Origin of the sequence: Prevotella heparinolytica, from assembly GCF_002998535.1 — a bacterium.
GTDB classification, from domain to species: domain Bacteria; phylum Bacteroidota; class Bacteroidia; order Bacteroidales; family Bacteroidaceae; genus Bacteroides; species Bacteroides heparinolyticus.
In genome coordinates, this window is the sequence record NZ_CP027234.1 from 2,608,654 (window position 1) to 2,621,564 (window position 12,911).

Sequence of the window (12,911 nt, forward strand, 5' to 3'; positions counted from 1 at the left end):
ACTTGCCATTCTTTATCACATCAGAGTGCTCTCCATCCCATAAACATCTTCACGGTCTCCGGATCGTTATGGTCGAAAAACGCGCTTTTGGCGAGGTCAAGGGATTTGATACGCTCCATTTCGTCGGGTGTAAGCTCGAAGTCGTAGATGTTGAAGTTCTCTTCCATACGGTTGCGGTGGACGGACTTCGGAATGATGATGACATCGCGTTGGGTGAGGTAGCGGAGGGCAACCTGTGCCACGCTCTTGCCATGCACCTTGCCGATTTCCTTTAACACAGGATTTACGAAGAGTCCGTTGCGACCTTCGGCAAGCGGTCCCCACGACATCGTATGCGTGCCGAACTCATCCATGTACTCCTTACTCCTGATTTGCTGACAGAAGACGTGCGTCTCCACTTGGTTCACTGCCGGTACGATTTCGACATTGCTCGCAAGGTCAATGAAATGGTTCGGCTGGAAATTGCTCACACCGATGGCGCGCAATTTGCCCTCCCGATAAGCCTCTTCCAAAGCGCGATAGGCACCATAGTAGTCACAAAAAGGCTGATGAAGCAGCATGAGGTCGATGTATTCGGTCTGCAATCGGCGCAGACTCTCGTCAATGCTCGCTTTGGCACGTTCGTAGCCGTAGTTGCTTATCCATATTTTAGACACCAGAAAGATTTCGCTGCGGGCAATGCCGCTCTTCTTCACTGCTGCGCCCACGCCCTCTTCGTTGTGATACGCTTGCGCAGTATCCACCATCCGATAACCTGCGCCGAGCGCGTTGTTCACGCAACGTTCGGCTTCTGTCGGTTCCACTTGATATACCCCGTAGCCCAATTGAGGTATCTTCACTCCGTTGTTTAACGTTACATACTTCATTTTCTTCTCTTTTTTTTGGGGTTTATGATTGCAAAGTTACGGTGATGGATAGTTCTTGTTGTTTCACAAAACGCCTTGAAGATGTCACTTTTTGCGCAAATCGTATACCATGCCATCGGAATATTGCTTAACTTTGGCGATATGAACGAGAATAAAGAACCGGATTTCGTGTTTTCTACAGATTTTTCACAGGTCAACGACAAACATTTCTATCGTTGGTGTGTGCATTTGATATGCTTTGACGGCGAGGGTAGCTTTGTGTTCAACGACCGTTGTTGGCATATCTGTCGCAACGATATAGCCATCCTGATTCTGCCCGACAAGGTATGCAACCTTGCGCCTCACCCCGACCTGCGGATTGAGTTCTTCGCCGCTCCGCTCAATTTCCTGAACGCTCAGCTTCCTGCCAACAACTTCGGCATCGGTGGCGGCATTACACTTTACAACAACCCCATTATTCCCGTTTGCGAAGAGGATGCCCGGAAATTTACGAACGATATCCACCGATTGCGCGACCGTATGGCCGACACCTCGCATCTGTTCTATCGCGAACTGATGGGCAGTCTGTGCCGGACGATGATGTACGATCTCTTCGATTTCCATGCCAAGTATTACGGTGCACAGGCATCGACCGACCGCCGTAGTTTTATTGTGAAGGAGCTGATGAAACTGTTACAGACAGGTATCAGCCGCACCGAGCGGGAAGTTGCCTATTATGCCAACCGGCTTCATGTTACGCCCAAATATCTCTCGGACACCGTGCGTCGAACCACAGGCAGCAATGTCACTTCCTTTATCGACCGCTATACTGTTCCTATGCTCAAGGGCTTTCTTGAAGACGAACGTCTGTCGCTTACGCAAATTGCCGAAATGATGAATTTTGCTTCGCTTTCCTACTTCAGCCGCTATGTATCGAAGCATTTGGGAATGTCGCCCAGTCAATATCGGTTGAGTTTGCAGCCAGATAAGAAGTGAAGGGGTAGAATAAACATGGTCCGGCTATATGTTTTGCAGATAGTCGGTCAGGTCTTCTTCCGAAGAGAGATTGAGCGACTTGCGCAGGCGATAGCGGTTCATGTTGATGGTTTTCGGAGTGGTGCCGGTCAGCATGGATATCTCTTTGGTGGAGAGGTTCACCCTTAGCAATGTGGCAAGATACTTTTCGCCTTGCGTCAGTTTGGGATGGAGGCCAACGAGGCGTTGCAGAAACTCCTTGTTCTTGTCTTCCACATTTGTCAGTACGGCGCTGTTGTTCTTGTCTCCGCTTTGGCACTGGCTGATGAAGGCATTCACCTTTTTCAGATGGGGGATGAGAAGTTGGTTGTCCATCTTATACCCTTCTTTTATCATTTCGCGTATCTTGTCTAGCAGTTCGTTGCGGCTTCTGAGGAATACGGCGAAGCTCATGGCTTCCTGACGGCTGGTATTGAGCGCGTTTTGCACGTGCTCCAGCTCCAGTTCCTGCTGATGCAGCTTCAGTTCGGAGACTTCGCGCTCCGACAGTTCGAGCTGGTAGCGCGCCTTTACCAATTGCAGGTCTTTCCTGCGTTTATACCATTTATAAAGAAAGATGCAAAAGGCCACACCCAGAACGAGGACACTGCCCAGCAGCCAGATGTTGCGCTTCAGCAGTTCTATCCTGTAAGCCTGCTCTTGCAATTCGGTGGCATACTTCTGGTCTTGGTATCTTTTGTAGGAGATTTCCTGCTCGATGTTGCGCAGCTTGTTGCTGCTTTGCAACTCTTTGCTCAGGTGATACATCTTGTCCAAAAATTCGTAGGCTTTGGCAAAATCGCCTATGGCGGCATACACCATGGAAGAATATTCGTAGTTGTCGCAAATCAGCTCGCGGGCGCCGATGTTGTGGGCATACTCATGGGCTTTCCGCAAGGCCTCCAGCGCTTTGTCGTACTGCCCGCCGTAGTAATATTGTTTTCCCATGTTGTTGTAGTTCTCGCCCAGCGACCATTGCGCATCCAGATTTTTGTTGATGACGATGGCCTCCTGAATAAAGGAAAGCTTCTCTTCCGTATTTCCTTGATACAGGCAGAGATTGTTCAGGTTGGTGGCTATCTCTTTCAGGTTGCGCTGGGCGCGGTTGATGGCCAATGCCCTCTGGAAGAACCGTTCGGCAACGGCAAACTCGTTGAGGAAGTGGTGCATCACTCCGCGTTCGTTGTAGCATCCGGCCACGGAGGTGGAGTCGCCGATGGATTTGAAGATGGAGGTTGCCTTGTCGTTCAGTTCGATGGCTTTGTTGTAGTCGCCCAGCTTGCTATATACACGCCCCATGAGGGAGCAGAGGCAGGCGTTTTGTTTTTTGTTGGCGGGATGGATGTACTTCTGCGTGTCATACAGGTTTTTGATGCTTAAATCGAAGTTACCCAGCAGTTGCTCTGCCTGACAGTAGAGTAGCATGGCTTGTGCGCGAACTTCGTTCGGCTTGTCTTCGGGGAACAGGGCAGAGGCTTGAGAGGCATAATAGGAGGCCTGCTTAGGGTTGTTGTACAGGTATTTCTGTGCTTGTCCGATCAGGGTTTGAGCTTGCTTTATATCTTGGCTTTGCAGGGGTGTCGTTGCCCACAGAAGGCATGTGAGTAATAAATAAAAGGCTTTCTTCATCGTCTCGTCTTATTTCCGCAAATTTAATTATTTCTTCTCAAAACTCCCGTCTGCCTCTGAAAAGATTTGAAAAACAGTTCTTATGAGTTCGGGAAAATTAATGTTTAGAAAAGCACTTGTTATCTTATTTTCTGGATATGCACAAACAATTTTCCCAAATTGTTGTAGAAGGAGTGTATGCAGTAAGTGGGGAGTATAAATTCATGTTGTGCTCTGACTGATGTCATAGGTGATCGGATTTGACTTTTTCTTGAGCTATTTATTGATATATTTCTGATAAATCTTTTCTGATAATAACTTTTTATATAGATGCAATCTTGTTCTTCATATTTGCCTTTAATCCATGTGCTAATGTGTCTGTTTTGGTCAAAACAATATTTTGAAAAGTTCCCACTCTGTTGGCAAACACTGATTTTTCAAGTTTACTATTTTATTTTTTTGTTAACCCCATTGATAATACATAACTTTTTAGTAGTTTTGTTCTTAATAATCATGGCGAATATCGTTTGTGTTTTGTTGGTTTCCAATATCATGAGGAAGAATACAATAGATTTCACAGGTTAAATTTATGCTACTTTTTTCCCTCGAATAGAGAGAACTAAAAATAAATGTCTGTATTGAACTATTTTTAATGTTTTATTGTAATGGATAGACGCACATTTTTTTGAAGATGGGGCAGGGGATAAAGGGCCTAACTTTAGCCTACATCATTCATAGTTGTATGCCGGATGAGATGTCGTTCCTAAGTGAAAGTGATAAATACAAACCTGAGCTTTTACGATATTTAAGGGAATCCAATAAGGGGTACTACGAAAGAAACCCTGATGTATTCAGGCAAGAACGCTCCATAGTAATTGCTGATAAAATTGACTTTGTGAATGATGAAGAAATTCTCAGAAAGAATAAGGCAGACTATATACTATTTATTACAACATTTGCCATTATGAAATGTAATTTTGATTTTTATAAATTCGAGAATAGGATAATTGATATCAAGCAAATAAACTTTCATACATTCAAAATAGAGACAGATGTTCCTGAAGATATTATAAGTTATGTTCAGTTTCCGGAGCCGACTGTTCTGAGAATTCCTATTAGAGTAAAAAGATTTTACCCGGAACTTATTCTGGATAAGGAATTCTCATTGCCTTGTATTATGCAAGCAGATACTTTTAAAAAGAATTTTATTGTTGCAAATGCGAATACGCGTAGTTTAAATCAAATAAAAATATGGGAATCTTCTTTGATTGTATAGGATGTGGAGCTTGTAGTGATATATGTCTTACAAAAGCTATTAAATTGGCTTTTGTCAACGAGGAATATAAAAATACATTTGTAGACACATTTTTATGCAACTGCTGTGGAGAGTGTGTAAGTGTATGTCCAATTAATTGTCTCAAATATAAATTAACTTCCGATACATGGTTACGTTGTACTATTGAAGAAGAAGATGGAGGAAAAAGTGGTGGTATGGAAGATAATAATGATTCTGGAATATATAATGGAGGAGGAAAGTGGGGAGACATACCTGCTTTACCCGCTAAGTTTAATAAATTGATTTTCAAAAATAAGAATCTTAATGGGGCTGCACTTCAATCTCTTGATAGAGCTTTTGATGAAATGTTGGAAGTTTGTAGTAGTGCCATTTATAACTACTTAATTAATAATGGATATAGGTTCACTAGTGTTAGTATTGATCCTTCGTTATTAGGAAATGCTGGATATAACTTTTCGAATGCTAGTCTCACTTTTAGGAACGCTTCTACCATAGATGGTGAATCTTTATTTCATGAAATGTTCCACTTATTTCAGCAAAAACATTCAAATTGGGGAATAGAATCCGATGGAATGATGGAGTATGAAAGAACTTTGTTCACTGATATAATGTATTACATCCAATATGGGGATAATGGAGATTATAGAAGAAGTCCATGGATCGATAATGGAGCGAATGGAGCAGTATCCAAAGAATATAGAGATTGGCTGAAATATATTACAAAAAACAGAAAGAAAGTTCCCACATCCATTCCTAACGAAGACTTCTCCAAGTGGGCAGAGGTTTTCAAAACATGCAGTCGTGCATACATGCATAAGAATTTTCCTTCCCATTATAATAGTAATGCGATAATAAAAGCTCTATCTTTATCCCAGAATTGTATTTAATCTAAATAATATGGTTATGAAAACAAAATGCAAAAAACACTTCTTTTTATTATTCATCTTATTATTAAGCATACACGTTTATGCACAGACAGACTCTGCTAAATCGAATATCTATAATATCCCATCAAAAACAGAATTGTATATAGGGAAAACTTACAGATATATTGTGAATTATTATGGTTCGGATGAATCAGGAGATCATAGAGTAGTGATTACTTCTAATGTCCATGATCCTTTTGAGGGTATAAAGAATGAAATAGAGTGGCAATTTTTTTACAGAATTGACAATAAGCATGAAATCAGTCGCTATTTAAAACAAGCGTTATATATCTATCTTAAACCATATTTGAAAAAGGATGTTTTGGAACACATCAATGACGACACTTTCCTTATGTGGCTTGATTTCGATTTGAATGGAATATTGAAGTGTGCAAATTTTGCATTTCCGGCAGATTTGAATATCTCCATGGAAGCAATTGAGAATCTCGACATAGCATTGCGAAAAGGCTGTAAACTCCAATTGACCAATGAACATCCAGATGGAGGACGAGTGAAGTATATTGAAAAATATACGATGGGCTACAGTTTGAAAGATGACATTTTTCCACTGAAAAAAGAGAATAGTCTCGGCGAGATGAAAAACATAAAATAGAGGGTAACTACGCAGTAATTATTTTATCTTTGCCTCTCAAAGATAACGATATACGAACTATGCTATTACCTTATTTGCATGAAGACTTGGTGGAGGCGGGTTGCGACGAGGCCGGTCGCGGCTGTCTGGCCGGTGCGGTTTATGCCGCCGCCGTTGTTCTGCCCAAGGATTTCAGGAACGAGTTGCTGAATGATTCCAAGCAACTGACCGAGAAGCAGCGTCATGCACTGCGCGAAGTCATCGAACGGGAAGCCTTGGCGTGGGCGGTGGGCATTGTTTCTCCCGAAGAGATAGACAAGATAAACATCCTCAACGCTTCGTTTCTGGCCATGCACCGTGCCTTGGACCGCCTTTCCGTGCGTCCGCAACATCTGCTTATCGACGGAAACCGCTTCAGGAAGTACCGCGATTTGCCGCATACCACCGTGGTGAAAGGCGACGGGAAGTATCTCTCCATCGCCGCCGCTTCCGTACTGGCCAAGACGTATCGCGACGACTATATGAACGGGCTGCACAAAGAGTATCCCCTATATGGTTGGGACGGCAACAAGGGCTATCCCACCAAGAAGCACCGTGCCGCCATTGCAGCCCACGGCACAACTCCTTATCACCGCATGACGTTCAATCTGCTGAGCGACGGACAACTGGCGCTCGACTTTCTTTAAGAAGATATTCCCCTTTCGGAGACAGGCTAAAACCACTTGATTTTCCTGAACCATACGAACGTCACTGTCGACAGCAGGGCCGACAACAGGACGATGAACACGAAGGCATGGGGAAACTCCTCTATATGTATGTCCACGTTCATGCCGTAGAAGCTGGCAATCAGGGTGGGTATCATCAGAGTGATGGAGAGGCTTGTCATGCGTTTCATGATGGAGTTTACGTTGTTGGAGATGATGGAGGCAAAAGCATCCATGGTTCCCGTAAGGATGTCGCTGTATATGTTCACGGTATTGTAGGCCTGTTTCAGCTCGATGATAACGTCTTCCAGCAGTTCCATATCCAGATAGCCGGTTCCCTGGAAGATGTTTCTCAGCCGGCCTATCATCACTTCGTTGCCGCGGATGGAGGTGTTGAAGTATACCAGCGTCTTTTGCAGCTTCATCAGTTGCAGGAGGTCTTCGTTGCGGATGCTCTTTTCCAGTTCTTTCTCGGCGGCGGTCACGTCGTTGTTTATCTGCTTCAGGTATTTCAGGAACCATACGGCCGAGGAGTAGATGATGCGCAGAATCAGTTCGAGTTTGTTGTTCACGACGATGCCTTTGCGTCGGGTATGTTGGATGAAGTCCGGTATCAGCTCCGTGTGGTGGTAGCATACGGAGACAACGATGTCGTTGTTGGTGATGATGCCGATGGGAACGGTGATGAACGGCACGCCGCGCTGGTTGCTCTGCATGGGAATGCGCAGGATGGTCAGCAGCCAGTTGTCTTCTTTTTCCGTGCGCGGGCGTTCGTCCACGTCGGCAATGTCTTCCAGAAAAGATTCGGGAACTTTCAGTTCTTCGGTGAGAAACCGGAAATCGTCATCGTCAGGGCATTCCACGTTTACCCAGCAGTTGGGTTGCCACTCGGCTTTTTCCACAAAGCCGTTTTCGCTGTACAGATACTTTCTCATTGTTTGCCTCCTTTCGGTTTGGAACAGAGGCATTGCGGGCAACGTCTCCGTTCGTTTTAATGGTTAATATTGTTGCACGTTCGTGGGTTTGAATCGTCCATATTCTCTTCTTTTAGATTTTTTAAGCGTGACAAAAGTACATAAATCATTTCAAAATGTACGCTTTAGTCGCTGTTTTTTGTACTGTCGGCCTGCAAAACGGCTTCTTCGGGGGAGAAGCCCTGTCGTTGTCCGGCAGGAAGGCCGAAAACAGAATCAAGGCGGTTTCCGGGCAGGAAAGCGGCTGCTTCAATACAGGGCGGGGATAATAAGTTCTCTTTCCGTCTGCCCTTCAAGAGGAAATTGCATGAATCGCTTGCAAGGATGTTTGTGTGTAATTATTATTTACTACCCTGAAGCTTGTATCCGATAAAGAAAACGAAGACCGGAATACCCCTGCCAGAACAGCTTCTGACAAGGGGGTACATAAGTATACGACTGATGTACCCTCGATATAGGACTGAGCTTGCCTCTCCTTTTTCATCGCTTCTCTGAAAGACTTTATTTGGTAAGATTTTTAAAAAAAAGAGACGACCGATGGGGTGGGTTTGCCGGAATAATCCATTTTGGAGACTTTATCCCGCCACCCGGGGGAAATATCTTTGCGAAAGTGGCGGCAGGTTGCCGAAAGCCATAAATTTAGAGCAGGCGGCACTAACCATGCGTGATGGGTTGCCGTGCTTATCATCCCATAGTGTTTCGGCATGATGCGGAAACGCTCAGCGAGAGATGCCCTGCGGTTCTAAAACAGTTTCTTCAAAACCATACGATTTGCTTTTGTGTACCAAGCCCTCCCAATATGCCCCAGCCATTGTTTACATTGCTATGTATAAGTATGGACTCAGTATAAGAGTCCTCATCCGTAATCCGATAAAGCATGGCCGATTTCAGGTAGTAATACAAATCACGAGTAATGGACTGGAGTTCTATGACGGCATGGGGGGATTCGCCCCACCGCAAGCGGGTTTCCACCGTGAACGTGTATTCTTTCCCGTCGAACAGATGGTCGTCGAACACGTTCGAAAAGTGGGCGGGCCAGCCGCCAAACGCTTTCTCCAACTGCTGATCCATGAAGATAATATCGCCGGAAGTATAGATGTCGCTGTACCTCCAAACCGGCCACGAGTCATTCGGGGCCGGGTTGGAGGAGCTTCTGACTTTCAGCCGGTAGTAGTCGCCCCCTTTGGGGTCGGTCAGTCGAAGCGTGATGCGGGCCACCGTATCTGTCGAGAAGTCCATCAGTTCTCCCGAACTGGAATACCAGTTTTTATCGTAAAATTTCTCGCAGCCCAGCACCTCCAATTTCCGTGAGGCGGGCACCACCGTCTCGGCTGTCACCTCTTCCGCCTCTTCTTCCTCCCCGGCCCTGACACACAATTCCAGCCGGTCGCCGCTGCGGGGTGTATAGTCGCTCACATAGTTCCGGTGAATTTCATCGTAGCGTAAGATGTAGCGTTCTTGTCCGTTGACGGTCAGTTCCACCTCCGCATCGGAACGTACGGCTTTATCATAATAAAAAGAGTCGGGACACATGGAATACCTCCAATAATCAAAATAAAGCAATGCGGGCACCTCCTTGAAAAGATAGGCTTGGGAAACCGACACCGCGAACAAGGTGTCCGTGGCGGCAATCGCATTGACCACGAGGCCGCGAAGGCGAGTGCCCCCATCCTCAAAATGCAGTACACGCTCGCAGCCCGCAAGCAGGAGAAGCCCTGCGCATCCCACCACTATTTTCTTCAGATTCATCATTCCTAAAACTTTAAGGTGTAATTCAATGACGGCATGAAAGGGAACATGCAAATGCCCTTGAGTACCGTTTCGTTACGTTCATATCCTATATAGACGTTCGATATGTTCTGCCTATTATACAGGTTATAGATGCTCAGCCCCAAGATGCTTTCGGCCTGCCGGTGCTTGATGGAAAAGTTCACGCTGATATCCAACCTGTGAACGGCGGGCATCCGGTAGCCGTTCCGCTCGGCATAAGAATAGAAACGGAGGAATTTCCGGAAGTACGCTCCGCCCGCCGGACTGCTTGCCTCACCATCTCCATGCATGTAAGTATCGCTGGCAAACGGTTCTCCGTAGGGGTCGTATTCATCCGGCATCCCACTATACAGTGCCGTGGTGGTAAGCGTTCCCCTCCGCCCCGTCTGATAGGTCCATGCGGCCGACACCTCCCAATGCGATCCGAGGCGCTGCGTCAGCACTGCGTTGAAGTTATTCCGGCGGTCATTGCCCGCGTAAAACTCTTCCCCACTGGCTATTTCCTGTCCGGGGCGGTCGTATGTCCTCAACGACTTGGCCCACGTATAGCCTATCCATCCTGTGGTGCTGCCCGCTTTTTTCTGCACGAACAGCTCCACTCCATATGAGCGTGCCTTGCCCATCGCCACCATTTTTTGCCAGTCGGCCGAGGAGGTCATGTACGACACTCCCTCCCGATAGTCTATCACATTGTCCATCCGCTTGTAGTATGCTTCTATCGACAGGTCTATTCCCTTGCCTGTCGTGTAGTTATACCCCAGTGCCCATTGATCGGCCTGCATCGGTGCGATATCTCCGGTGACAGGCACCCATATGTCCGAGGGCATGACCAAGTTACTGCTGCTCAGCAGGTGAATGCCCTGCGTCATCCGCGAATACGAGAACTTCAGTGCCATGTCGTCCGTCAGCAGAAACCGTGCGGACAAGCGTGGCTCCAGAGAGTGATAGGTTTTTCCTTTCACGGCGAACAGCGTGTATCGCAAGCCCGCGTTCACCTTCCACCGCTCCGCCAGCTCAAAATCGTCTTCTGCATAAAGGGCGAAAGTCTTCAGGCGTTGCCTCTCGCCCAGCACCGTGTCCACAAGTTGCGTGAATTCCCGATATTTTCCGAGGTCCCATTCCTTGGTATATACGTTTTTATAGACATCCACTATTGGCGTGAAACGCTGCAAGGCGGCTTTCGCCCCCCAGCGGACGCTGTGCCTTGCCTGCGGCAGGCAGTGAAAGTCTATCGTCAGTGCCGCGTCGTCTATACCCGAGTGGTAGCGTGCATAAGAGTCTTCTTTATACAGTTTCCAAGGCTTCGCCTCAGGCACCGAATTATTGTATGTCTCGTTGTATATCTTCGACCTCATCTGCAAGCGGTAATTGTAACGGCTGTAGCTCAGGTTGGTGTTCACCGAAAGCCGATCGTTCACGGCATGCGTCCAAAACAGGCTCGACACCATGTTGCCCCATGAGTTTTCCGTGGAGTTCATCTTTTCGTTGGAATACTCATATTCTTGGCGGCGGTATTTTTGCTTGCTGTCTGTCGGAGCCGCGTCATTCACGTCCCTCCCTTTATAAAATACGGCCGACAGCTTGTCGTGGCCCGAAAAGCGGTGCACCAGCTTGGCGTTGATGTCATAGTAGTTCATTTGCGCGTAGGGGCGCATGACCTCCGGCTTGTCATACACTTTTCTCAACAGAGGCTGCACAATGGCATCGAAATAAGAAGCCCGGGCCGCCACGTTGAGCGAAGTCGTCCCACGGCGGACAGGCCCTTCAATATGTATTTTCGACGCAAGCATACCCACGCTGAGGGCTCCGTGATAGCGGCTCATGTCTCCGTCTTTTATGCCGATATCCACCACGCTGGAGAGCCTTGCCCCATAGCGTGCCGGGAAAGCTCCCTTATAAAAGATGATATTTTCTATCATGTCGGTGTTCAGAGCCGAGACAAAGCCTTTCAGGTGTTCCGAGTTATAGAGCGTGGAGCCGTCCAGCGTAATCAGGTTCTGGTCGTAGTCTCCGCCACGCACGTAGATGCCCGCATTGCCGTCGCCGGCCGACTGTACGCCCGGCAGTCGCTGCAAGGCCTTCATCACGTCGGTTTCGCCAAACAGGGCGGGCATGGAGCGCACCTGCGCCACGGGCAGCTCCACCGCACTCATCTGCGAGTTCTTCACCCCGAAGTCGCGGCGGGGGGCGTATATCCGCACGTCGGGCAATCGGTTGTTTTGCAGCAACGCCACCGCAAGCACGGTGTCGCCGACAAGCGCAAGGCAGTGTGTCTGCGGGGTATAGCCTACAAAGCTGAAAGTCAGCTCCACCGGTTTGCCTTGAGGCATACGGAAGCGGAAAAAGCCTTTCTCGTCAGTCGTCTTCCCGTAATGTCCGGACGGGCTGTAGACATTGGCACCCTGCAAAGCTTCGCCGGAAGCGGCGTCCCTCACATACCCACTGACGGAGACCGTCTGCGCGCACAGCCCGATGAGGCACGACAAACACAGACCGACGAAACAAATAATCGGTTTCATGGCGATGGAATGATTCGTTGCGGTTTAATCAAAAAAACAGTTTCAGCCCGGCTATCCCGCACCCTGCGCCGCCCATGCCTCCTTCGGCAAAAACGGCCATCGGCTTGGCAAAGTTCCATTCCACACCCGCGAGCATCACCTGCCACGCCGCGGATTTGCCGTCCTCAATTTTGGCAGCCTTCAAAAACGGATCTTCCGGAGGCACGCAAACCTCAATCTTATATTTTTTTGTCATCGCAAGCCCCACACCCGCACGGCTGTAGAAAGACAACCCATTCAGGCGCAGCCAAGTAAACTTGCCGGTCAGCATCAGCAGATGACAGTCGTTGCTTATTTTGCCCAACACATCCGAAGAGCCCAAAAACGCCTCTTGCTTCACTGTCAGAAAAGAGTAAGTCACGCCTATGGCAAAGGAACGGGAGGCGTGATACAGATAGCCCGCATTCAGCACGCCTGACAGCCGCTCGTTGCCCGTGGAGTAACGACTGCTGAAATAGGTGTTCAGCGGCAATCCCGGTTCAGGCAAAGACAAAGTAGGGTTCAGGCCATAGCCGGCAAAGAACTCGTGCCGGGGGATGTACTCCTGAGCGCATACGGCACTTGAAAAAAGCAGGGAAAACAAGCAAAATAAATAACGTTTCATAGTGAGTGGTATTTTTAAA

General features: G+C 47.5%; 12 protein-coding genes and 1 pseudogene. 6 read left to right on the plus strand and 7 right to left on the minus strand.

Going from position 1 to position 12,911, the window contains the following annotated elements; translation table 11 throughout:
- Positions 1-20: 20 nt before the first annotated feature.
- Entirely contained in the window at positions 21-866 is an 846-nt protein-coding gene (locus C3V43_RS10450; protein WP_106069758.1) for an aldo/keto reductase, read from the minus strand.
- An 81-nt stretch (positions 867-947) separates the two neighbouring features.
- Between C3V43_RS10450 and C3V43_RS10455 the strand changes: the two genes are divergently transcribed.
- Positions 948-1,841 carry a helix-turn-helix domain-containing protein gene (locus tag C3V43_RS10455; protein WP_235655839.1) on the plus strand — a complete coding sequence of 298 codons (894 nt, stop codon included), beginning with the start codon at positions 948-950 and terminating at the stop codon, positions 1,839-1,841.
- A 24-nt stretch (positions 1,842-1,865) separates the two neighbouring features.
- On the opposite strand, the gene C3V43_RS10460 is transcribed toward C3V43_RS10455, so the two are convergent.
- Positions 1,866-3,488 (minus strand): tetratricopeptide repeat protein, encoded by a 1,623-nt coding sequence (locus C3V43_RS10460; RefSeq protein ID WP_106069759.1) that lies wholly within the window; start codon positions 3,486-3,488, stop codon positions 1,866-1,868.
- A gap of 721 nt (positions 3,489-4,209) precedes the next feature.
- Between C3V43_RS10460 and C3V43_RS10465 the strand changes: the two genes are divergently transcribed.
- Genes C3V43_RS10465 through C3V43_RS10480 form a run of 4 tightly spaced genes read left to right on the plus strand, consistent with a single transcriptional unit; the run spans position 4,210 to position 6,968 of the window.
- Complete coding sequence (locus C3V43_RS10465; RefSeq protein WP_129588751.1) at positions 4,210-4,743, plus strand: hypothetical protein; 534 nt, start codon at positions 4,210-4,212, stop codon at positions 4,741-4,743.
- The gene (locus tag C3V43_RS10470) at positions 4,719-5,651 is read left to right on the plus strand and encodes a 4Fe-4S dicluster domain-containing protein (protein WP_129588752.1); all 933 of its coding nucleotides are present in this window, start codon (positions 4,719-4,721) and stop codon (positions 5,649-5,651) included. Before C3V43_RS10465 ends, C3V43_RS10470 begins: the two co-directional genes overlap by 25 nt.
- Before the next feature lie 10 nt (positions 5,652-5,661).
- Positions 5,662-6,303, plus strand: coding sequence for a hypothetical protein (locus C3V43_RS10475; RefSeq protein ID WP_106069762.1), 642 nt, complete (start codon positions 5,662-5,664; stop codon positions 6,301-6,303).
- Positions 6,304-6,362: 59 nt separating this feature from the next.
- A complete protein-coding gene (locus C3V43_RS10480; RefSeq protein WP_106069763.1) occupies positions 6,363-6,968 on the plus strand; it encodes a ribonuclease HII in 606 nt (201 codons plus the stop codon).
- Positions 6,969-6,994: 26 nt separating this feature from the next.
- Here the strand turns inward: C3V43_RS10480 and C3V43_RS10485 are convergent, their stop codons facing one another.
- Entirely contained in the window at positions 6,995-7,921 is a 927-nt protein-coding gene (locus C3V43_RS10485; protein ID WP_106069764.1) for a magnesium transporter CorA family protein, read from the minus strand.
- A gap of 155 nt (positions 7,922-8,076) precedes the next feature.
- On the opposite strand from C3V43_RS10485, the gene C3V43_RS14825 reads away from it, so the two are divergent.
- Positions 8,077-8,229: a hypothetical protein gene (locus tag C3V43_RS14825; RefSeq protein WP_164996242.1), complete on the plus strand. Its 153-nt coding sequence runs from the start codon at positions 8,077-8,079 to the stop codon at positions 8,227-8,229.
- Between the two features lie 383 nt (positions 8,230-8,612).
- On the opposite strand, the pseudogene C3V43_RS14955 reads toward C3V43_RS14825, so the two are convergent.
- From C3V43_RS14955 to C3V43_RS10505, 4 genes and pseudogenes are all read right to left on the minus strand, one after another.
- Positions 8,613-8,702, minus strand: a pseudogene (locus tag C3V43_RS14955) (glycosyltransferase); the annotation flags it as partial.
- Positions 8,703-8,716: 14 nt separating this feature from the next.
- On the minus strand, positions 8,717-9,712 hold the full coding sequence (locus tag C3V43_RS10495) for a DUF4249 family protein (RefSeq protein WP_106069765.1): 996 nt from the start codon (positions 9,710-9,712) through the stop codon (positions 8,717-8,719).
- 2 nt (positions 9,713-9,714) lie between these two features.
- Complete coding sequence (locus C3V43_RS10500; protein WP_106069766.1) at positions 9,715-12,249, minus strand: TonB-dependent receptor; 2,535 nt, start codon at positions 12,247-12,249, stop codon at positions 9,715-9,717.
- A gap of 28 nt (positions 12,250-12,277) precedes the next feature.
- Positions 12,278-12,892 (minus strand): hypothetical protein, encoded by a 615-nt coding sequence (locus C3V43_RS10505; RefSeq protein WP_106069767.1) that lies wholly within the window; start codon positions 12,890-12,892, stop codon positions 12,278-12,280.
- Positions 12,893-12,911: the final 19 nt, after the last annotated feature.